A 23,289-nucleotide genomic window follows, 5' to 3' on the forward strand; every position below is an offset into this window, starting at 1 on the left:
AGTATAAAAAATAGTTGACCACATTGAAAGTGTCAGTTTTAATTAATTTAATGGGGTCAGCACTTTTTTAAAAATAAGGGGGAAACAAAATGAATATGCTTTCTTGTGATTTAAATCGGTTAAGTGAAATACCTTTGTACGAGCAATTATATTCACATATTAAAAAAGAAATCATTGATGGCCGTCTTCTTTACGGTACAAAATTGCCTTCCAAACGTAAATTGGCAGAGTTCCTTCAGATTAGTCAAAATACTGTCGAGACTGCATATGAACAATTGACTGCTGAAGGTTACGTTGAAGTCATCCCAAGAAAAGGGTACTATATTCAAACATTCGAGGATTTAGAGTATACACAAACTAACCAAGTATCCTTGGAAAAAAACAATCATAAAGAAGGTGAATTGCTGTATCATTTTCATCCCAGCCAAATTGACACGGAACACTTCCCATTTGAAAAATGGAGAAAATACACGAAAAGCAAAATCGATGAATCACATCAAGATCTTCTTTTACTGGGGGATTCTCAAGGGGAATATGAATTACGATGTGAAATTGCCCATTATTTGTATCATGCACGTGGTGTACAATGTGTTCCCGAACAGATTATCATTGGTGCAGGAATGGAGATTTTATTGCAGCAGCTTGTCCTTCTATTCGATAAAAATGCCATCTATGGTGTTGAAGATCCTGGGTATCACTTGATTCACCGGATTTTACGCAGCTACCCAAACGAAGTCCATCCCCTTCAAATTGATGAAGAAGGCGTAAAGGTTAACCAAATTGAAGATTCAAAGATCGACGTCGTGTATGTCACTCCCTCACATCACTTTCCCAATGGGACGATCCTATCCGTTAACAGACGGACGCGATTGTTGAACTGGTCCCAAGGGGCAACAAACCGCTATATTATCGAAGACGATTATGATAGTGAATTTCGTTATAGTGGAAAAACAATTCCTTCCTTACAAAGTATGGATGCTGGTGATAAGGTGATTTATTTAGGGTCGTTTTCCAAATCATTGATGCCATCGATTCGAATCAGTTATATGGTTCTTCCCGCTCCATTGTTACAAATCCATCAACAGGAATTATCTTTTTACCATTCCACCGTTTCTCGGATTGATCAGCATGTGTTGACACAGTTCATGAAGGAAGGGGATTTCGAAAAGCATTTGAATCGAATGAGGAAAGTTTACCGTCGCAAATTGGATAAAGTGATTGATCTGTTTAAACCACATAAGCAAATAAAGATCATTGGTGAACGGTCAGGATTGCATATCGTCCTCATCGTTAAGAACGGCATGGATGAAGAGACACTTATTCAAAAGGCAAATGAAAATCATATTAAAATTTATGGACTATCGACATATTCTATTGAAAAAAAAGACGAAAACCCTCCAAAAATCATATTGGGCTTTGCAGGAATCCCTGAATCCGAATTGGAAAAGGCCATTCACCTTTTATTGATCTCATGGGGTTTATAAAAAAAAGAAGTTCACTGTCGTGAACTTCTTTTTTTGTCGAACAAGATGAGGTCACTTTCATGATTTTAATACAAGACTTTTATTTGTGATGAAGCCACAATAGGCTGAAGAAATTTGCGAGACTCCTGCCGAATGTATTCCAATATTCATGCCTAATTTCCGGTTGAATCGTCAGCAATCGAATATTTTTTTAAAAGCTCCTTGTATTCATCACTCGCAAGCATTCCATAAACTGCAATAAAGATTTCAATTTTCACTTTTTACGAATAATCAGCTTAGAAAGTTAAATTCACTTTTAATTTCCCTCGCACGCTATTAATAAACCAAATTTCCTCAGCATTATTTAGGTCATCCTTTGAAATGGGTTTTTCTTTGATTTCCTTCTTCCTGATCAAGTCTTGACGAAATGTTCCAGCAAGGAGACCTGAGTCCACAGGAGGGGTATAGAGGTCACCATTTAACTTCACCACTACATTTCCGTTCGTGAATTCGGTGATGAATCCTTCTTCATTCCAAAGCAGAACATCCTGGAAGTCGGGATTATTCTTTTGAAAGCCTTCATATACATCACGATTGGTGGTCTTATGAAATAGAAATGGATTTGCACTTGATATTGGAGTTTCAGCCAAGATGGCCTTAAATTCTGAATCAAGGGGCTTGATTGCTTGTCCAGAGACTTCAATTTCACCATTTTCATTAAGTAGTACCCTTACCTTTTGCAACGTCCCATGGTTTAATTCTGCATACTTTTGGAGTCGATCTCTTACATACAATTCAGAGAATCGGTAATCGAAGTAATCAGCGGATTGTTTCATCCGATCGATATGATCATTCAACAAATAATATTCGCCATCCTTGAGTTTCATCGATTCCAATAGTTTGTAAGCAGGCTTTTCCACAGTCAATAATTTGGCTTTTAAAAAAGCTTCGTCATATTCTTCCGATAACTCGGAATCCCAAGTGATTCCCCCGCCAACTCCATACTCAGCTTTCCCTGTTGCCTCATCGATCACGACTGTACGAATCGGTACATTAAAAACGGCTTCGGATTCAGGGGTGATAAACCCGATTGCACCGCAATAAACTTCACGTGGTGAATTCTCGATATCAGCGATGATCTCCATCGTTTTTATTTTAGGTGCACCTGTTATCGATCCACATGGAAAAAGGGCCTTGAATATATCAATGATTGTTGTTTCGGGATTCGTATCGGCTGTAATCGTGGATGTCATTTGCCAAACGGTCGGATATTTTTCAATTGCCTTAAGCTGCGGAACCTTGACGCTTCCAGGTTCTGCAATCACTCCCAAATCATTTCTGAGTAAGTCCACAATCATGTAATTTTCAGCTTGATTCTTTTCCGAGGCTGCTAACCAGTCTGCATTGAGCTGATCCATTTTCAGTGTCGTTCCCCGTTTTACCGTTCCTTTCATTGGACGAGTAATCAGCTGACCATCTTCCCAACGGAAAAACAACTCGGGTGAAGCCGATAGGATTCGATGTGTCCCCACATTCAAATATGCACTATAGTTCGAGCGTTGGGCTCTCTTCAAGCGATTAAAGAAAGCGAAGTCATCTCCTTCGAACTGGGATTGTAAACGCATCGTATAATTGACTTGATATGTATTGCCTTTCTCGATTTCGGATTTTATTCTTTGAAACCCGGAATGATAGGTATTGGAATCCGTTTCTGATTGCCATTCAGCTAAATTAAAAGCCCCGGTCATTTTTTTAGGTAATTCTTCTTCCGGTTTATCAAAAATCCCGAACCATAATAACGGCATCTTGGCTCCATCTTTTACTTTAAAAGATTTTTCAAAAGCAGGGGCAGCTTCATAGGAAACATATCCCGCTGCATAATGCCCCTGTTGAATCGCTTCCTGGACTTTTTGGAATTGGGGAAGGACATCCCCAATTGAATGGGCGGTGAACACTTTTTTCGGGTTCGTAAAATAAAGAGGCCGGCTGTCACCTTGTTTATCTGTGAAGTGAAATATTAAGGATAAAGGATCTTCTCGTTTCATTCTTCTCTCCTAACTTTGTTTATGAAGACAATCGGTATGTATTTTATAAAAAAGCTTGCAGACACGTAATCTGCAAGCTCATTCTTTGACACTTATTTCATTCCAGTAACTTCTGCAATGATTTCATAAGAACGAAGGCGTGCATCCTGATCATAAATGGCAGAGTTTATAATCATTTCATCCGCCTGTGTTTCATTTAAAAATGACTGCAACTGCTCTTTAACCTCTTTTGGATTTCCTATAATGGAAGCGTTCAGCTGCTTCATGACAATGGCCTTTTCATATTCTGTCCAAATGCCTTCCATCGTATCAACTGGAGGAGCTAGTTGACCAGGCGTGTTCCGGATCAAATTCAAGAACTGCTGTTGATAAGATGTAGCAATCCTTTGCGCTTCTTCCGTAGTATCAGCTGCAAATACATTGATACCAACCATGACATAAGGTTTATCGAGAACGTCGGATGGTTGGAAATTATTGCGGTAACGAGCTAAAGCTGGTTGAGTATTTTCAGGGGAAAAATGGCTTGCAAATGAAAATGGTAATCCCAGCTGTGCTGATAATGCTGCACTGAAGCCGCTTGAACCTAGCAGCCAAATCGGGATATCCTGTCCTTCGCCAGGTATGGCCCGAACACGATTATGTTTAGAATCCGCATCTAAATAGCTACGGAGCTGTGCCAATTGTTCAGGAAAATCCTGTCCGTTATTACGTACATCACCCCGGAGTGCCATGGCTGTAAATTGGTCGCTTCCCGGAGCACGCCCCAGTCCTAAATCTATTCTACCAGGATACATTGCTTCCAATGTTCCAAATTGTTCTGCGATAACCAGCGGTGCATGATTCGGTAGCATTATGCCTCCAGATCCCACACGAATTCTTTCCGTCCTACCTGCAACATAGCCTATAAGCACTGACGTTGCAGAGCTTGCAATCCCAGGCATGCTATGGTGTTCTGCAACCCAGAAACGGTTGTAATTCCATTGCTCCGCATGTTTAGCTAATTCTACTGTATTTTTAAAAGCTCCCGAAACTGTACCACCCTCAACGATAGAAGCCAGATCCAGAACGGAAAAAGAAATGTCGCTAAGTTTTTTTGCATGTTGATCAGCATTCATATCTTCATCTTCTTTCTTTCAATTATGATTAATTGGACGCAAAGCCATCATATAGAAAATGCACACAAAATGCACATAAAATGCTCGAACGGATTAACTGTTAAGAATTTCCTTGGCAATCAAACGAAACGAATTAAGCCGATCCTCCAACTTGTGAGTGATGGTTATCAGCATGATTTCATCTGCTTGATATTTCTCCTGAATCTCCAAAAGCCGATACTTCACTTGTGAAGGGGTACCAAAAATCAGTTTTTTATCTATGGTTTCCATCAATGCTTTTTCTTTTTCAGTCCAATCATGGTTCCTTACTTCTTCTATACTTGGAACCTGCTTTCTTTCCCCTTGTCCACTTTGAATTTTCCAAAGAATGTTGCTAAGAGCTATTTCTTTCGCACGTTCCTCTGTTTCTGCGCATATGGCCGAAACCGTAACGATCGTTTTAGGCGCTTTAAGTAACCCTTTTGTTTGAAAGTCCTCACGGTACTGATAAAAACTCTGTACGCCATCACTTTCACTCATAAATTCACCAAACGCATATGCAGTGCCATTCTCAGCGGCAAGTTTTGCACTTTTCCCGCTTGTTCCCAATATCCATGGTTCAGGCGGTACCATTGGGATAGGAGCAGCAGAGACATCTGAAAAAGGATGTTCTTTCGGAAATTCATCTCTTAGAAAATACAACAGTTCTTGAACAAGTTCTGGCATTTTGTAAACATTCTGAAGAAAATTATCGGATAATGCCATCGTTGCTTCGGCAGATCCACCAGGAGCACGCCCCAGTCCTATATCGATCCGTCCTGGGAAAAGTGTTGCAAGCATATTATAAGTCTCTGCTATCCTATATGGCTTATAATGCGGAAGCAGCACTGCCCCTGATCCAATCCGGATATTTTTTGTTTGTGCACCAATGTAGCTTATCAAAACCTCTGGAACGGAACAGGCCAATCCCGGCAGATCATGATGTTCAGTTAACCAGATTCTGCTATAACCAAGTCTATCCCCTTCTTGCGCTAATTGTAATGATGCCTGCAATGCTTCTTGTGCTGACTGTCCGGATGCAATTGGGGATTGATCCAAAATGCTCAGTTTCATTTTGTTACCGCCTTTCTTGGCTTTCGTAACTTAATGGTAAATCATAACTAGTCGAAAGTCGCTTGAAACGCTTGCTTTGTTATTTTAGTTTGCAGCCTTTAACGGAAATTATAAGGAGTTGAAACTAAATTAGGGAGTAAAAGTTAATAGTATATTCTAGCGAGGTGTTTGGTTTAATACATTAATTGCGCGGGTGACTTAAGGGGTCATTTCATCATTTATTCTAGCGAGGTTTTTTTTGGAATAAATGTAAATGAAGAAAAGCCCTTTTTAAGGGCCTTTCCGAAGTTATTCACTTTTTTTGAATTGAGATAGTATTTCATCCGCCATTATTTGCGAATCCAAACGAGCCGCTATAAATGGGGGCTGGACCCGATTATTGGACTCTACGGGCAAACCTAGCCAGACAACTCTTTTATCAAAGATGATAAAGGAGAAGGAAACAGGTGAAGAAATAAAATGATCAGCGCTGATATCAGGGTTTCTTTTTGCTGAAATGATCGTCAATTTCACTGCAGGGTTTCGTTTCATTAAATATTGCTGCCATTCTTCTGACAAACTGTTCAAATCCGGAACAGCGATAACCATCTCTTGTTTTGTTGATTCAACATCTTCCTGAAAATCCCCTAATTTACGGGCATGCATCCATTTTAATCTCGGGTGCTGGTGTTTAACCCATTTTCCAATGTCTTTCTTCGATACAATTTGATCATTTTGAATTTGATGATCGACAAGCTGACGAAGTGTTTTGCTGCGATAAACGTGTTTGTTAACAAATGAAGTGTCACATACATGTACGAACTTACCCTTAGTCCTTGTTATGGCCACATTAATGAGCCTCTCACTTTCTCTCCCTGTCAATAACATTCCAGCCCTGTTTTGCGGATAACTATCAACAGTGTCAAAGATCATCATCTCACGTTCACTTCCTTGGAAACGATGTACAGTTGCAGCGATGATATCCGCCGTTTGCCGTTCTTTCTCATATAAATCATCCAATAGTTTTTCCATCAAGTCTGCCTGAGCACGGTAAGGGGCAACATAACCAATTGACCTTGATCCGCCCATATAAGCTTCATGAATCAGTTGAAAAGATAAAAGCAATTGCCATAAATTCATTCTCGAGTGGGATGTCCGTTCAGTGATGCAATATTCCCCTGCTAAGCTAGTGTCGAGAAGTACTGCTGCCTTATTGGCAAACGGTTCCGACAGCATTATGTCCTCCCTGCTAGTCGCAACACTTTTATGATCGCCAACAAAATTGTTATAGACGACACGATTAGTGAATGCTGAAATATCCGGATGCATGCGGCGCTGTTCCTTTAATAGGAATAAATGAGGATGGAGTTCTCCTTCTTCAACAGACTGGGCGACACCGGCCCGATGAAATATGTCTTCCTTCAGCCAAAGTTTCACGAGGGAATCACGAGCCGAAGCTATAGGTGGCAATTGTTTGAAATCACCACAAACGATAATATGCTTGGCTAACGCTGCAGCAAAAGCTACCTGAGGTACGTAAGCCATACTCGCTTCGTCCAAAATAACCAGATCATACTCTTTTTGATAAACCGTTTCATCATTTGCGGCCTTAGCTAAGGTCGTCCCGATGACTTTTGCTTCTTTTACGAATTGAATCTCTTTTTGGCGGATTTTCTCCAAGACTTTGGCCAGCTTTTTCTCTATCTCAATTAATTGATCTGTATCCCTTTCACTGAATGACCCTGCCAAATCATACTTTAATAGACGCTTCTCTTCGCCAAGCTCTTCTTTTTCTTTAACTAATGTCGGTTCATGTTTACCTAATAATTGCCCTGTAACAATATCATCATGAATGGCTAGTGATTCACCGATTTGAGATCCATAGCGAAGCACATCGCCTTCTTTGAAACAATCTTTCTTTTTAATGAATGATGAAATTTCAGCCATCAAAACATCGACAGCCTGGTTGCTATGTGACAAAACCAGAATTTTTTTATCTTGTAAATAATGATTGGCTACTGTACGAGCCAATGTATAGGTTTTTCCTGTACCAGGGGGTCCCCAAACAAAAGTGACAGGATTGAACTTCGAGCGCGCATATAATTCTTTCACACTGCTTTGTTTTTCATTTAAAGGATGTTTTTGCGGCATGGACGGATCCATCAGGCGCTTGATCCGAAGCCTTTTCCTTTTGCTTCTCTTGATTTCATCCAAGCGGACAATCAGTTGTTCCAGCAATTCCCAAGGATCATGGTATAAAAAGGCTTCACCGATCATATCGCCTAACGAACGATCAAAAACAATGATTATACTTTTCCCCTCTGATGAAAGGATTCTTCCATCCTGTTTAATCCCTCCCCATTCAAGTCGAACAAGGGAACCGACAGGGATTTTTATCGATGAACCTGTTTCAAAGTAATAATTGAAAGAACCATCACTTGTAAGCAGATGGCCGTTTGAAACCAGGTATTTTGTGCTGCCATACTTTTTCAAATGCAGGATCTCAAGTTGAAGTGCCTGCTGCCATTCTTTTATATAATTTACTGTCGAATTCATTTTTCACTTTCCTCACAAAATATGCCATTGAAATACAAAGAAACTGGCCCATTGGCTAGGCTCCGATGTTTAAAATAACGCTGTCACCATGACTTTTTTCGCGAATTACCTATTTCTTAAGCATATAAAATAAGGCCCAATCTATTGATTGGGCCTTTCCTACGCCAATGTTTTAACTATAGCATTTTTTATAACATCATACCATGGGCTCTTTTGGAAGAAATGGTTTAGATTAGCCTTCTGTCAAATCAGTGAATTGGTCGACCAGATCACTGAAAATCTTCATTGCATTTTCGATTGGATCAGGTTTAGTTAAATCTACGCCTGTTTTCTTAAGCAGCTCCAATGGGAAATCAGAACTCCCGCTTTTCAAGAAAGTCAAATAACTTTCAAGTGTTTTTTTGTCCCCAGAAAGGATCTTATCAGCGATAGTAATGGCTGAAACGTAACCAGTAGCATATTTGTAGACATAAAACGGACGATAAAAGTGCGGGATGCGTGACCATCCATACTTCACTTCTTCATCGAAAATTATTTCATCTCCATTATAAGCACGAAATATCGATTCATAGGCCGTATTAAAAACCTCTGCATTTAGAGGTTCATCATTTTCAGCTTTTTCATGTACGATCTTTTCGAACTCCGCAAACATCACCTGTGTGAAGAATGTTCCTTTAAAACTATCTATGAAATGGTTAAGTAAGTGTTTTTTCTTCTGTACATCTTTTGTAGTCTTAATTAAATGGCGAATCAAAAGGATTTCATTCACAGTGGAAGCAACTTCAGCGACAAAAATGGAATACCCAGCACTTATTTGCGGTTGGTATTTTGAGCTATAGTATGAATGCATGCCATGTCCAGATTCATGTGCAAGTGTAAATACACTGTCTAAGTCATCACGGTGATTTAATAAGATGAATGGGTGAACACCATAAAGTCCTATATTGTAAGCACCTGAACGTTTTCCAGGTGTTTCCCTGACGTCGATATACCTTTTTTCCTTAAAGGTTTTCAGGATTGTGATATACTCTTCGCCAAGAGGTTTCAGCGCCTCCAACATCAAAGAAAAACCATCATCGTAAGAAATCTCCTCTTTAGCGCCTTCTACTAATGGTACACTTAAATCATAGGCACGCAATTCTTCTACACCCAGCAATTTTTTTCTTAAATGAATGTATTTATGCATGGGTCCGATATTTTGCTTAGTAGACATAATCAAATTATCATAAACCTCTTTTGGAACTTGATCTCCAAATAATGATTTTTCCAAGGCAGATGGATAATTTCTTAGTTTTGACAGATTCACATTATTCTTGATTGCTGTGGAAAGTGTGGAAGCGATTGTATTCTTCAATTGTATATATGGCTGATAATAGGCGAAATAGGCCTCTTTTCTTTTATCGCGATCATCGTCTTCAATCAATTTGGAATACAATCCTCGAGTCAGCTCTACCCTCTCGCCGTCTTCATTCGTAACTTCCCCAAATTTAATATCAGCATTGTTTATCATCCCGAACGTTTTTTGAGGTGCTGAAAAGGCTTCGCCTATTTGGGAAAGCACCTCTTCTTGTTCTTTCGTTAACACATGGGCTTTATAGCGGAAAGAATCCAGTAGATCCTCCTCAAAATATTTCAAACCCTCGATTTCATTTATGTACCCTTTTAATGTTTGTTCTTCCAGGCTCAAAAGAAAAGGCATGAAAAATGCAGAAGCATTACTTATTTTCTGCCCTAACTTACCAGCCCGATCCAGTAATGCTTGTGATGTGGTTACCCGTGTATCCAAATCCGCTTGCAGCATGGCAAAAACATATAGCTTGTTATAAATGTACCCAAGTTCCTCACTTAATCGTAAATACTCGAACAAATCTTGAGCCGACTGAATATGTCCATCGTAAGTTTTTAATTTTTCTGTCATCTTCAGGACTTCTTGATAATCTTTTTCCCAATTAGACTGATCATCGTAAATATCCTTTAAGTTCCATGTTTCTTCTATTTTTATTTCGTCACGTGATTTAAACGTTTGCATATTGTCTGCACTTCCTTTCATGCTTATAGGCTTACTCTTTATTATAATCGACTTTCAGAAAAATCTGCATAGAAAAACCAGTATGCTAAAAATACATACTGGTTTCCGCTTTTATAATTAGAATTTTGCTGCAGTTTCAGCAACTTTCGCCAATCCTTCTGCAACGATGTCCTGTGAGCGATCTGGGTATTGATTATGTCCCTCAATAACAACTGTTTCTGGGTTTGTTATGCCCCATAAGTTTAAATTCATCGTTACGTATTTCTCTGCCATTTCGCCAGCATCCATTCCAGGCAATGCATAATCGGATCCGCGTGCATTAAGTAATGCCACTTTTTTACCTCCAGCTAAGCCGACTGGGCCTTCAGCTGTATATTTGAATGTAGTTCCCGCTTGAGCAAGATAAGAAATATAAGTGACCAATGGTGCCGGAACCGTTGCATTCCATAGCGGGAAGGCAAATACTACTTTATCGGCAGCAAGGAACTGATTCAAGTATTGTTGCACGATATCGGCAATCTTCACTTCTTCTTCAGTCAATTCCATACCTTGGCTGCGTTTATATAGGGCAGTAATTGCTGTATTTCCGTAGTAAGGTAAGTTCAGTTTAAATAAATCCAATTCAGTTATTTCATCGTTACTATTTGCTTCCTTATATGTGTTCAAAAACGTTTCATACATTTTGACACTAATAGCTTGATCCGCAGGGCGGTCATTTGATTTAACAAATAATACTTTAGACATTTTAGTTCCCCCAATTGTTAATTTTGTATGTTTTTAAAAATAGCATTTAATCCATATATCTCGAATTAACTGCAATTGCTACTTTCACATTATAAAACTGAAAATCCAATAAGGCAAGAGATATGTTTTTTATTTTCAAATGTACATTTTACGTATTTTCCACGCCTTGATTTTTTATCCCCGATGCCTTCTAAGTAAGAAAAGTAAGATGCGAAAAAACCGAGAGCAATTTGCTCTCGGTTAAGTTAACCCTTTATGATGGAAGGGACACTTACCTTTTATCGGTTCTATATCATCCCCTATGAAAAATTGTTTCCATTCATTATGATTTACATCTCCAAAGTGACTGATATCAGGATGTTTAGGGAGGTTATCCCATTTCTCCACTCGTTCCCGAACCTTTTCACGCGACATGATTCCGCCTTTTTCCGTTCCTTCCAGGCCTTCAAAGATCATCCGGGGTTGGAATCCAAGTACAAGGCTATTTCCTAAATCTCGGGTTTTACGCTTTTTATAAGCAGGTGCATTACCAAAGACAAAGATTGGTTCCCCTGCAAAATGATAGTCCCATAAATAATGCTCGGGATCTTTCGGCTTTTCAATTGGCCAAGGTTTTTTATCCGCTTTATGCAGGTATTGCAGGATATCCCAAAACCTTTTACGGTAAAATTCTATATCACCCTCTATCGATTCAGGCTCCATAAAGACAAAAAGGCCATGCCTGATATATGGTGGTTCCTGAAATAAATCAAGAAAGCTTTCCACTGCTTTTGGGAGATTGGACCAATCTTCCTGTGTGATATAAGCATAACGAAGTTCCCCTTTATTTTCAGCTTTCATACCAAAATAACAAGGGAAGGTTTTATCGGTCACTGTATTATGGAATGTTTGATATTCCTTAATTAACCATTGCGGCACTCGATCGGGATTTGTCATATCTTCTTTTGTTAACAAACTTGAATTAGCAGTCAGCATCATTTTTCTCCTTAAATCATTTTATTATATGTTACCCGCTTTAAATAAACTAAAACTTCTTCGGACTGCAAATAAACTCAATCAATCGCATCCTATATATTTACTTCTTTATTTAAGAGTTTATGACTGCCTCCCGATTCATCGGGATTCCAAGTAAAAAACTTTCGATCTGCATATTAATCATTTTCTTTACATTAGGATAACCTAAGAAAAAAATAGGAGTGATGCAAATTGGCAAGGAGAAGGAAAATTTTAGTATCTGAAGCGCGAAAAGGACTCGATGATTTAAAAGCCAAAGTTGCTGGTACAAAGAACCCCGAAGAAGCAAAGTTTGAAGTAGCAAAAGAAATGGGCGTACCCCTGAAAAAAGATTATAACGGTGAACTGACATCCAAGCAGAATGGAAAAATAGGCGGAAAGTTAGGCGGAGGAATGGTCAAGGAACTTATAAAGATGGCACAGGAGAACTTAGGAAAAAAACATTAACAAGAGTCGATTCCGGTTGGGGTTGCTCCTTTAAAAGATCATATATCGAAACGAACTGACTGAACGAAAAATTTCGGGACTTAACATATGGCAATTATTACACAACGCAAAAAAGCCAACCTTTATGGGCTGGCTTTTTTAGTATTAATTAATTCTCACGGGTGAAACTCTTGAAACTCTTGAAACTACTGACATTATTAATTCCTCTGACATCGGGTAATTAGTGGCAGCTGGATCCGTCATTACTGCTTTAAGAATTCTTCCCATATCTGACTGGTTAATTCCATATGCGCTGAAATCGGAGGGCAGCCCAAGATCAGATAAGAAAACGCGGAGCTTTTCTACCACTTTTGCTAAGATCCCTTTTGAATCTTCATCATGTATTTTCACACTAAAGGCTTCGGCTATCAAATGGGCCTTTGGAAGATATAAATCCGAGGTTGATTCCATGACGACCGGTAATAACACGGCATTGGCCAATCCGTGCGGAATACGGAATAACGCCCCATATGCATGGGCAAAGTTATGAACCGGAATCGCATTCAGTGCACTACAAAATGCAGTGATTCCCATCATGCTTCCATGCAGCATTTCCATTCTGGCCTCAATGTTCGTTCCGTCCTTTACGGCCCTCGGTAAGTTTCTTTCAATAACTCGAATGGCCTGATATGCATATGCATCGGTTATTGATGTCGCTGCAGGTGAAACGATTGCTTCAATTGCATGTGTCAATGCATCTGCACCAGTAAACGCCGTAATGTCAGACGGCAGTCCGACTGTTAATTCGGGATCTAGAATGGCAACATCCGAACTTAAAAAAACATTGTATATATTCATTTTGACTTTTTTATGTTCATTATATATGACCGCGATCGGGGATACTTCAGAACCGGTCCCTGCTGTTGTGGCTACGGAAATATGCGGGATATTCATAGATTGGGCTTTTGAAAAACCCTCATACAGATAACCGCTTGGTATCGAATCATTTATATCCGTAATTCCTTTATATAATCCGAATTTCAATGCTTTTGCTGTATCAATGACACTCCCTCCAACAATGGCAAGTATGGCATCGGCATTCACTTTGCGTGCATATTTCAATGCTGCGTTTACACATTGACTAGCTGCGTCTTGTGTAACATCCAGAAACTGTCCAACTATTTCAACTCTGGCACCTAATTTTTGTTGCTCAAAAGTTTCGGCAACTTTTTTAACGACACCTGCATTTTCCAAGCCCGCATCACTCACGAGTAGAATCCTTTTGGCCCCGAGACCATTGAATAGGTCCGGAATGAGTGAACGAGTGTTAGTGCCACTGTAAACTGAAGACCTTAACCAAAAATTCGAATGAGCGTTTACCATCATAAAATTTCACCTCAGATATATTAGTCTATATTCGCTATTAAGAATTGTTCATGCCCTGCTACCAAGTTTCTGATGGCCCATTAGCAAATGTAAAATGGACAATAAGCTTGTCTCTTTTATTGGCTTTACAAAACCCCATATTCCATTTCGTTAGTTTGATAGATCTCTTCAATCCCCTTTCCTTTTGCCCTGGCTAAAATCTCCATCCGCACTGATAATTGTTTCATGGTAAAATTCAATATAGCTTGTTGGTCATTATCAAATGGATTTCCGAACCGATTATATCCCTCCGTATTTAACGCGATGGCCAGTGGTGAAAGTTCCTCCATTCTCTTTTCAACCTGTTTAAAGATATGTGGATGTTCACTGATGATTCTCTGTAGCAGGAAGGTCCCATAAGCAATATGGCGTGATTCATCCTTCTTCAACAGACCCACGCCTTTTAATAAACCTGGCATCATTTTATTAGCTTCGAGAGTCTGATAAAACCCGAAATATCCAGTTTCTGCAAGTACACCCTCGGTAAACATATTATAAACAGTGGCTGCTTCCGCCAATGCTTCAGGGGATTGATCGGATAAAAGTCTCTCCATCGCTTCAGGCAATATTTCATAAAAAATCGATTTATAAGTGTCTGAGTGATAAACCGTCAAATCACCCGTTTCACCTATTTGATCTAACGTATAACGAAAGAACTCCATATGCTTCGCTTCCTCGAAAAGGAATGTCGTTAAGTACATTTCTTCTTCGATCCTGCCTTCCTTTGCTATCGTCATAATGAGCGGCAGCAAATCCAAAGTCACCGCTTCTTCTCCGCCCTGAAAAAGGGAAATGATCCTTAATAACACTTGCCTTTCAATATCAGTAAATGACTTCCAATCTTCTTTATCCTGGCTGAAATCAATGTCACGAGGATTCCATATACCGAATTTCTTAGCCTTTTGATAAAGTTTAAATGGTAGGGAACCTTCTCTAAAACTTCTGCTGGTGGTCGTTAAATTCATTCTTTTCATGGTAATGCCTCCTTGAAATTATGAACTTTAAAGTTTTGAATCTCTAAGACTCTATTTAATTTGTAAGAGTTTTCATTATATTGTAAGATATTAGTAGCATTTATCCTAGCACTGAAAATGTAGGGAGGAATAAAGTCGAATGCTTGAGGAAACCCTAATGAATCATGTAAAAAAGATTTCCCATCAAAAAGATATGGCAATTAAATCACAAATGATCGTAAAAGGCTGTGTAGATTTTTTTTCATTCCAACGAGCATCTTTATTCAGTTACTCATATTTAACAGGCATGGGTGAAGGAATATGTGCATGTACAAGTGAAGCTACCTTTTCATTACATAATGTTAAAGAAAATATTCATGATATATACCCCCTCCACCAAGCAGTCATCCATAATAAGCCCATATACTTAACCATTCAGCATGCGCAATCTTCCATACCTGCAAAATACGTTAAAAGATTTTCCATCTCTTCATTGGCGATCATTCCGATAATCGTGAATGACATGGCCATCGGTTTAGTGTTGGTTGACCCCATTCATGCCACCGAGCCTGTTACCAAGAATGATTTAATGAAGCTTTCCCATTATTTAAAATTGGCTGTCGGTTCAACATTGGATTCCGACCCTCCCAGTTACCTTCTAAGCAAACGTGAAGTGGAGGTCCTTCAATATTTAGCCAATGGAATGGGATTAAAGCAAATGGCACCAAAAATGAGCGTTAGTGAATTTACCGTCAGAGATCATATTTCTTCTGCAATCAGGAAATTGGGAGTGAATCATCGGACAGAGGCCGTCGCGGTTGCCATAAGACACAAAATGATTATGTGAAAACAAAAAAAAACCTTCAAAGAAGGTTTTTTTTGTTTAAGTATCATTGAGTCACTTTTTCTTCAACTTTCGTAGTCCAGTTCAACTCGTCTGCGACTTTACCTGTTTGAACACCTGTCAGTGTATCATAAAGCTTTCTAGAAAGTTCGCCAGTTTCCCCGCTTTGAACAACCATTTCTTCACCATTCCACAAAAATTCACCAATTGGTGATATGACTGCTGCTGTACCTGTTCCAAAGGCCTCTTCCAATTGACCTAATTTATAGGCTTCATGGACTTCCTCCATCGAAATGCGTCTTTCCGACACGGGAAGACCCCAATGTTTCAGCAATTCGATAATGGAATCACGAGTAATACCCGGAAGGATACTTCCATTTAAAGCAGGAGTGATGATTTCACCATTAATTTTGAAGAAAACATTCATGCTTCCAACTTCTTCGATATACTTTTTCTCCACTCCGTCTAACCAAAGAACTTGAGCATAACCCATCTTTTCGGATACTTCCTGGGCTTTTAGGCTCGATGCATAATTACCGCCCGTTTTGGCTTCTCCTGTACCTCCATTAACTGCACGTGTGAATGCTGACTCCACTGCAATTTTAACTGGATGAATGCCTTCTTTATAATACGAGCCCACTGGTGACATGATTATGATGAACTGATATTTATCCGATGGAGAAACTCCTAGATATGGCTCAGTAGCTATAATGAATGGCCTGATATATAAGGATGTCCCTTCTGACTGAGGAACCCAATCCTTATCAACGCTAATTAAAGTCTTTAAGGCCTTCAACGCAAAATCAACGTCGATATCAGGTATGCATAATCGGCTATTTGAACTATTTAAGCGTTGGAAATTCTTTTCCGGACGGAATAAGATAATTTCATCCTCTGATGTTGCATATGCCTTCAATCCTTCAAAAACGGATTGACCATAGTGAAAAATCATAGCTGATGGCTCTAATGAGAGCGGTTGATAAGGAACAATTCTTGGATCATGCCACCCTTGCCCTTGTGTGTAATCCATAATAAACATATGATCGGTAAACTGCTTACCGAACTCAAGCTGGTCCGCCTGTGGTTTTTCTTTCTTTGTTGTACTAAGCGTGATTTGCATGTCATGTTCCTTCATTACCAAAACCCCTTGTTGATTAAATTTACAAGATTTCACTTCCATAAAATCTATCTTTTATTAGTTTACTCCTATCAGGAATCATAGTTCAAGCCTTTAAGACGAAATTTTCGGAATTTTTTTAAAATAAATGGAATTTTTTTGATTTCCAGACTATGATTCCTGAAAAAAGAATGATTTATTCCTGAAACCTCTCAAAAAATATCCCTTCCGATAGTTCGCTAAGATAACTTGAGCTCGTAAATATTAGTTTATTTTAACAAAATAATTACAATAAAGCCAATGAGAATATTTCTAGGTATTCCATCATGGCACCTTAAGTACATTCAATCATTCCCTTTTATAACCAAAAATTGATAAAAATGATGTGCAGGAGGTTCGTGATTACAAGTGCTCTAAAAACACTTAAAGCTGATACCTAAAACTTATATGTATATTATAAAACCTAAGAAAATATATCATTTTTTATACTGATTCATAAAGTGGTTTTTTCGTGCCATTTCCAATTTTAATCCAATGGAATAAATAGGAAAATTTTTCATGAAATTCTATTTAGTAGTTTACTACTAAATAATAATCTTATATACTTATCCCACAAGATAGATAAAACGCATGCAAAACTAGATATTATAGATAAAACGCATGCAACTTTCTTATTTTTGAAGAAAAGGGGTAACAACATGACAAAAAACAGATGGTTAATCGCTTTATCAGCTATCGCCATTCACCTTTCCATTGGTGGTGCATACGCCTATAGCGTATACAAAAAACCTTTAGTTGAGACTATGGGGTGGTCAGAAACTGAAGTAACGTTAGCATTCACAATAATGATGGCGCTTGCAGGAACTTCCGCAGCCTTCTTTGGTAAATTCGTGGAAAAAAATGGTCCAAGAAAGTCAGCTATGGTCGCAGCTGTATTATTCGGTTTAGGACAAGCCGGTTCCGGTTTAGCAGTAATGGTCGATTCACTTCCGCTTTACCTATTGACATATGGGGTTTTAAGTGGACTTGGCATGGGGATCGGGTACATTTCACCAGTATCCACTTTAGTCAAATGGTTCCCAGATCGCCGGGGATTGGCAACAGGAATGGCAGTATTAGGATTCGGTGCCGGAGCTCTCATTACAGCTCCAGTAGCTGCAAGCCTTATGGAATCCGTTGGCATTTATACTACATATTATATTTTAGGAGCAGGCTATTTCATACTGATGTTCTTAGGTGCATCCTATATTGCACCTCCAAAGGCCAACTGGCTACCTGAAGGAATGAAAAAAGATATTGAGTCCGGTAAGAAAGAACTGAAGAAAGACCTAAGGCAATTAACTGCAAAAGAAGCGGTTAAAACTAAACACTTCTGGATGTTATGGTCCATGAAATTGATAAATACAAGTGCAGGGATCATGATGATTTCGGTAGCTTCACCGATGGCCCAAGACGTTGTAGGTCTGTCGGTAGCAGGTGCAGCAACATTAGTCGGCATTATGGGAATCTTTAATGGCGGAGGAAGACTTGGCTGGGCAGCAGCATCTGATTATATTGGACGTCCAAATGTTTTTGTCATTTTCTTCATCATTCAAATCGGAGCGTTCCTTTTACTTCCAACGACTACAAATACACTATTGTTCCAAGGTCTCATCTTGCTGGTCGTTAGTTGTTATGGAGGAGGATTTTCAAATCTCCCTGCATTTGCCGGGGATTTATTTGGAACTAAGGAAATTGGGGCCATCCACGGTTACCTTTTAACTACATGGTCACTAGGCGGGGTTTGCGGACCAATGTTGGTTACTGCAATCAGGGAAAGTACGAACAGTTACATCCCGGTATTCTACGTTTTCGCAGCATTAATTACGATAGCATTCGCCATCTCCATTTGGCTGCGTCTCGACATTAAAAAAATGCAAAGTGAACATAAACAAGGAGTATCGAACACATTTAGTAAAATATCCTAATTTAAAACCTTGCAAAAAGGCATTATCAAGTAAACTTCCCTAATCGGAATTTACCTTTGATGATGCCTTTTTTTAGTTTGTTTATGGCCATAACGGTGTATCTTTTGGAACTGAAGCACATCCGGAGATTTTATGGATTATGTCATCCCCTCCGGAACCTTTGCTCGTGCAGTTGTGACCATTTCTAAATTTAACCATTACAATCGAATTAAAGTTGAATGATAAACGTTCATCATTATAACATGTTTTGCACCAAACATTTGAACAAGTTATATAGTTTAACATTAAGCTAAATCAGGGAATCAAGTAAGAGATGGAATTAGGGGGGATAGTCTTGTGGATCAATAAACCGTTTTTCAAATATGCATGCGCGACCATTTTGATCATTTTAATTATTTTTTTACTAGGTAAGATTGATTACGTTCTGCTGCCGCTACAAAAAATCATTGCTGCCATGTTTTTCCCAATTATTGCGGCTGGGCTTTTATACTATATATTACGGCCGGTCGTTAACTTATTAACTGAATTTATCCCGAGGTCAGCTAGCATCTTCACCGTGTTTTTGATTATATTTAGCATGATTGGGATGGTAAGTTACTTTGGAAGTCCTGTAATCGTGGACCAATTTCAAAAATTATCTGAAAACCTCCCCAGCAAAGTCAAGGAATTCTCTAAAGAATCTGAAGTGATGATTGAAAAAAATGATTTTGGCATGGTTAATATGGAAGTTATAAAAGAAAAAGCGGTCACGCATTTGAAAGATTACTCGGAAAAACTATTAGTGAATGTCAATACCATTTTTTCCACGATCACTAGTGTATTAACAGTATTGGTCATTACACCATTCATTTTATTCTATTTCTTGAAGGATGGAGATAAATTAAGACCATTTCTATTAAAATATATACCGAACGATGTTGAATCAGAGGGGAACACGATTTTAAAAGACGTCGATAAAGCCCTTTCAACTTATATTATCGGTCAATTTATCATATCAATCGTCATTGGGACTTTGATGTATATCGGCTACCTGATTATCGGTCTCGATTATGCACTCGTATTAGCCATATTAGCCATGATTTTTACCGTTGTACCATTCCTTGGTCCATTAATAAGCATCATCCCTGCCCTTTTCATTGCCTTACAGCAAGACATTGGGTTGGCAGTGAAAGTACTCATTGTCCTTACCGTTGTTCAACAGGTCGAAGGGCACTTGGTTACACCGAATATTATGGGAAAACGGCTTAACATTCACCCGCTTACCATTATCTTATTGCTGCTTGCTGCAGGATCAATATACGGTTTCGTTGGCATTTTAATCGCTATCCCCGCTTATTCCGTAGTAAAAACAATTATAGGGAATTTCAGGAAGTTTTATAGATTACGGAAAAGGGTTACATAAACAAGAATAGTTGTCTACGCACTTTAATTAAGGAGCTCCATCCTAAGTATTCCTATTAGAAGTATTTTTTCCCATCAACGTTTTAGATTGTAGACAACCTCTATGAGAAGCGGGTTTGCCTGCAGTTTTTCTTTCAAAAAAGTTCCAATTGATTTCAAATCCGCTCCCTTTTCGCCGACTGTCTGCCAAGCGTCTTTGGAGGCATGGTTAGCCTGTTACTAGGGAGGAGTGCCGCATAATTCTTCAATCTAGTGAGGGTTTAAAACAGTTAAAAACCATTAGAATTGTCTAATTCAGTTGATTGGAACGGAAGGTGCGAGACTCCTGCGGGGAAAACGCGTCCAAGGGAGACCCCACAGGGGCAAAGAGCGCCGAGGAGGCTCCCCGGACCGCCCGCGAAAAGCGAGTGCCTGGAGTGGAAATGAAAGTTCAAATTTTACAAACCCCCAATAAAAGTTCCAGTTGATTTCATAAAACCGTAACAAGAAGGGTAACCTATTTTTGTTTTAAAATCATGGTTCGGGGTGAGACCATTCCGTGCCTCCTTTTGTAGACAAACTAAAAACGTTGATAATTCTATCAACGTTTGTTTAATAATTTTTTAATACAGCGTTTGAAAAATGCTTTGAAGCTTTTCTTTTTAATAACTTGCTGGGCATGATATTGCTTCTCGATATAAATTTCTTCTTTATTTATGGCATTAATTTCTGCTAATACCAGACCCAAATCGGAGTTATGCTCTTTGTTTAGGACAATTTTGTAAGGAATATTATGACTCATTGCCAATTTTATATATTTCCCTATATATTGATAGTCCATCTGACCATTTAAAAACAAATTTGAACGGGGATGCTTCTTCATCATTTGCTCTATCTCCGGATATACATTCGTTTCAAAGACTTGCCTTTTTTTTAGGACGATGACGACGCGCTCCCGTAATGTGCCCAGAAATTCCCTACGTTCACCAGGCTTGATTTCTTTTGGACCATGGATGCCTTGTTCTAGATAGTCCTCCACCTTTAGGCGTGACAATTCTTTCCCACCTCCGCTTTCACTTCAATAATGTATGTAATATGGCCAAAAATAGTGCCCATCATTTTCTGGGTATGCCAAAAAGCAGAAAGTGCTCTGGATTTAATATTACACATTTTTAGTCTACCCCCACTTTAAAAAATTGTCACTCTAGCTTCACTTCATGCATAGGATAGTATATGTGTAAATGTAGGTTGCTTAAAAGAGGGACGGGGAAAAATTTGAAAAAATTAATTGTATTTATATTATTATTCGCTTTTAGTTTTGTTGGGTTCAGTAATACTTCAGATGCGGCAGCAAGACAACTGATTATCATCAATAAAGCCAATAATCAGCTTGCCTATTACGAAAATGATAATTTGGTGAGGGTATTCAGCGTGGCGACAGGAAAGAAAGCCTCCTACACTCCTGAAGGAAAGTTCAAGGTAGTGACAAAGATTGTGAATCGTCCCTATTATAAAGGCAACATTAGAGGCGGAGACCCAAAAAACCCTCTAGGAAAAAGATGGCTGGGGATCAATGCAAGGAATACACCAGGAAATACGTACGCAATACACGGCAATAATGATCCTAACACCATTGGGAAATATATAAGTGCCGGTTGTATTCGTATGTATAACAATGATGTTCAATGGCTGTACGATAGGGTGAAAATGAACACTGTAGTGTTGATTGCCAGTTCGAATAAATCATTTGCCACCATAGCTGCCACGAATGGATATAAAGTGATCGGATCTGTGAGCCTACCCGTAAATACCAACGCTTCCCTGAAGAAAGGAAGCAGTGGCCCCCAAGTAATTGAACTGCAAAAAAGATTAACTAATCTTGGATATAGCACTAAAGGAGTAGATGGGTCATTTGGAAAAAATACTGAAGCTGCTGTAAAGAAATTTCAAAAATCCAAAAAACTCACTTCCGATGGGGTCGTCGGACCAAAAACGAAAAAAGCGCTTGGACTTAAATAAATTTCATTACCGATATCCACTGTTTAGAGGATATCTTTTTTTATGTTTTAATTGTACAACCTATACATTATTACCCATATCGTCTTTAATTTCCCACCATCAGTTATTGACTTTATGTTATAATTTATACATCAACAGCTAATCATAATCGCATTGTCATTACATACAAGGAGGTAATACAAATGTACGATGAAATTCTCTTAACATCCATTAAAGCAATTTTTGTAATTGGTACCATCGCGATGTTTGTGATTTTAGGATTCGTAAAAGGACGCCGTTTTTAACTTTATCTAAATTATCCTCACTTGCCTGATTACATGTATTATTTTCATACTGGTAATCAGGTTATTTTCAATCAGAAAAAAAGCACATCCTCTCTGGGCATGCTTTTCCTTACCAATTCCAATAATCCGTTTTATCTAAAAGTTGATCGATGTCAAATGTATCAAGATGGAATGGAACTGACTCTTCTGCAATCGCTTCAGTGGCTGACAATAATTGGTCGATATCAATAATGGCCAAAACAGTCCTCTCCCTTTTTTTAATGGTCTTTACCCTCATTTTTTAATACATTAAACACTTCGTTCAAAAGAAATTTTATTAGAGGGTATCCTTTAAATTTTACATTTGACATTCATTTTAGATGCAATGAGTCTTTTTCAGATCCTTCCGGAGAAAGCGTATGTATCATTTTAACCAGCTTATAAAAGGTCCCGCTGCAGATTGTAACCTCGGGCAGATTATGAAATATTGATTTTTTATTAATATGATAATTGTCTTTCTCGGGTGAATACACAATAATTTTCTTATTTAAAGATAAAGCATATCCAAGCTCATATAGATTACCTTTTCCTGCTGTTAGGAAGATCAGCATGAAGTCGGCTTCCTCAATCCCCTTTTTTTCATATTCTCCAATGTCGTCCGTTATTTGGTTTTTCTCATCATTCGTAATTAAATTCAAGTCATTCACACAAGTAAACCCTTTTGAAGTCAATTTCTTGATCAATGACCTTACTTGCTTCATATTTTTTTCGTCTGATGCTATATAATATTTCACACATACACCTCCAAAATATATAACTATTGATACTTTTTACCTATGTTACCTATACTATACATAT

The 23,289-nt window shown here is 38.6% G+C and carries 19 protein-coding genes; 6 read left to right on the top strand and 13 right to left on the bottom strand.

The features are described from left to right. Positions 1-89: 89 nt before the first annotated feature. Complete coding sequence (gene pdxR / locus J7J00_RS16010; protein ID WP_214792097.1) at positions 90-1,484, top strand: MocR-like pyridoxine biosynthesis transcription factor PdxR; 1,395 nt, start codon at positions 90-92, stop codon at positions 1,482-1,484. A 275-nt stretch (positions 1,485-1,759) separates the two neighbouring features. Here the strand turns inward: pdxR and pabB are convergent, their stop codons facing one another. The 7 genes from pabB to J7J00_RS16045 form a co-directional block, all read right to left on the bottom strand. After that, entirely contained in the window at positions 1,760-3,508 is a 1,749-nt protein-coding gene (gene pabB / locus J7J00_RS16015) for an aminodeoxychorismate synthase component I (RefSeq protein ID WP_214792099.1), read from the bottom strand. A gap of 92 nt (positions 3,509-3,600) precedes the next feature. Beyond that, on the bottom strand, positions 3,601-4,623 hold the full coding sequence (locus J7J00_RS16020; protein WP_214792101.1) for an LLM class flavin-dependent oxidoreductase: 1,023 nt from the start codon (positions 4,621-4,623) through the stop codon (positions 3,601-3,603). 93 nt (positions 4,624-4,716) lie between these two features. Further along, on the bottom strand, positions 4,717-5,715 hold the full coding sequence (locus J7J00_RS16025; protein WP_214792103.1) for an LLM class flavin-dependent oxidoreductase: 999 nt from the start codon (positions 5,713-5,715) through the stop codon (positions 4,717-4,719). A gap of 288 nt (positions 5,716-6,003) precedes the next feature. Next, positions 6,004-8,250 carry an AAA domain-containing protein gene (locus J7J00_RS16030; protein WP_214792105.1) on the bottom strand — a complete coding sequence of 749 codons (2,247 nt, stop codon included), beginning with the start codon at positions 8,248-8,250 and terminating at the stop codon, positions 6,004-6,006. Between the two features lie 232 nt (positions 8,251-8,482). Further along, positions 8,483-10,279, bottom strand: a complete 1,797-nt coding sequence (gene pepF / locus J7J00_RS16035) for an oligoendopeptidase F (RefSeq protein ID WP_214792107.1) — start codon at positions 10,277-10,279, stop codon at positions 8,483-8,485. A gap of 117 nt (positions 10,280-10,396) precedes the next feature. Further along, positions 10,397-11,023 carry an FMN-dependent NADH-azoreductase gene (locus tag J7J00_RS16040; protein WP_141994436.1) on the bottom strand — a complete coding sequence of 209 codons (627 nt, stop codon included), beginning with the start codon at positions 11,021-11,023 and terminating at the stop codon, positions 10,397-10,399. A gap of 240 nt (positions 11,024-11,263) precedes the next feature. Beyond that, positions 11,264-11,998 carry a YqcI/YcgG family protein gene (locus J7J00_RS16045; RefSeq protein ID WP_214792109.1) on the bottom strand — a complete coding sequence of 245 codons (735 nt, stop codon included), beginning with the start codon at positions 11,996-11,998 and terminating at the stop codon, positions 11,264-11,266. 231 nt (positions 11,999-12,229) lie between these two features. On the opposite strand from J7J00_RS16045, the gene J7J00_RS16050 reads away from it, so the two are divergent. Then, positions 12,230-12,484: an alpha/beta-type small acid-soluble spore protein gene (locus J7J00_RS16050; RefSeq protein ID WP_076369546.1), complete on the top strand. Its 255-nt coding sequence runs from the start codon at positions 12,230-12,232 to the stop codon at positions 12,482-12,484. A 144-nt stretch (positions 12,485-12,628) separates the two neighbouring features. Here the strand turns inward: J7J00_RS16050 and J7J00_RS16055 are convergent, their stop codons facing one another. Then, positions 12,629-13,849 (bottom strand): iron-containing alcohol dehydrogenase, encoded by a 1,221-nt coding sequence (locus tag J7J00_RS16055; RefSeq protein ID WP_286201397.1) that lies wholly within the window; start codon positions 13,847-13,849, stop codon positions 12,629-12,631. A 125-nt stretch (positions 13,850-13,974) separates the two neighbouring features. Continuing rightward, positions 13,975-14,862, bottom strand: a complete 888-nt coding sequence (locus J7J00_RS16060) for a R2-like ligand-binding oxidase (RefSeq protein WP_214792111.1) — start codon at positions 14,860-14,862, stop codon at positions 13,975-13,977. Between the two features lie 139 nt (positions 14,863-15,001). On the opposite strand from J7J00_RS16060, the gene J7J00_RS16065 reads away from it, so the two are divergent. Next, entirely contained in the window at positions 15,002-15,688 is a 687-nt protein-coding gene (locus J7J00_RS16065) for a response regulator transcription factor (protein WP_214792112.1), read from the top strand. Between the two features lie 43 nt (positions 15,689-15,731). Here J7J00_RS16065 and J7J00_RS16070 read toward each other — a convergent pair whose 3' ends face one another. Further along, the gene (locus J7J00_RS16070; RefSeq protein WP_214792113.1) at positions 15,732-16,820 is read right to left on the bottom strand and encodes a branched-chain amino acid aminotransferase; all 1,089 of its coding nucleotides are present in this window, start codon (positions 16,818-16,820) and stop codon (positions 15,732-15,734) included. A gap of 680 nt (positions 16,821-17,500) precedes the next feature. On the opposite strand from J7J00_RS16070, the gene J7J00_RS16075 reads away from it, so the two are divergent. Continuing rightward, a complete protein-coding gene (locus J7J00_RS16075) occupies positions 17,501-18,769 on the top strand; it encodes an L-lactate MFS transporter (protein ID WP_214792115.1) in 1,269 nt (422 codons plus the stop codon). A 334-nt stretch (positions 18,770-19,103) separates the two neighbouring features. After that, complete coding sequence (locus J7J00_RS16080) at positions 19,104-20,171, top strand: AI-2E family transporter (protein ID WP_214792117.1); 1,068 nt, start codon at positions 19,104-19,106, stop codon at positions 20,169-20,171. Between the two features lie 579 nt (positions 20,172-20,750). Here J7J00_RS16080 and J7J00_RS16085 read toward each other — a convergent pair. Then, positions 20,751-21,203 (bottom strand): YueI family protein, encoded by a 453-nt coding sequence (locus J7J00_RS16085; RefSeq protein ID WP_214792120.1) that lies wholly within the window; start codon positions 21,201-21,203, stop codon positions 20,751-20,753. A 221-nt stretch (positions 21,204-21,424) separates the two neighbouring features. Here J7J00_RS16085 and J7J00_RS16090 point away from each other — a divergent pair, with 221 nt between their 5' ends. Then, complete coding sequence (locus tag J7J00_RS16090; RefSeq protein ID WP_286201398.1) at positions 21,425-22,168, top strand: L,D-transpeptidase family protein; 744 nt, start codon at positions 21,425-21,427, stop codon at positions 22,166-22,168. Between the two features lie 393 nt (positions 22,169-22,561). On the opposite strand, the gene J7J00_RS28150 is transcribed toward J7J00_RS16090, so the two are convergent. Further along, entirely contained in the window at positions 22,562-22,690 is a 129-nt protein-coding gene (locus J7J00_RS28150) for a hypothetical protein (protein WP_260398137.1), read from the bottom strand. Between the two features lie 112 nt (positions 22,691-22,802). Next, the gene (locus tag J7J00_RS16095) at positions 22,803-23,252 is read right to left on the bottom strand and encodes a nucleoside 2-deoxyribosyltransferase (RefSeq protein ID WP_309487188.1); all 450 of its coding nucleotides are present in this window, start codon (positions 23,250-23,252) and stop codon (positions 22,803-22,805) included. Between the last annotated feature and the right edge of the window lie 37 nt (positions 23,253-23,289).

Origin of the sequence: Bacillus sp. ISL-4, assembly GCF_018613275.1 — a bacterium.
Lineage (GTDB): Bacteria > Bacillota > Bacilli > Bacillales > DSM-1321 > Peribacillus > Peribacillus simplex_E.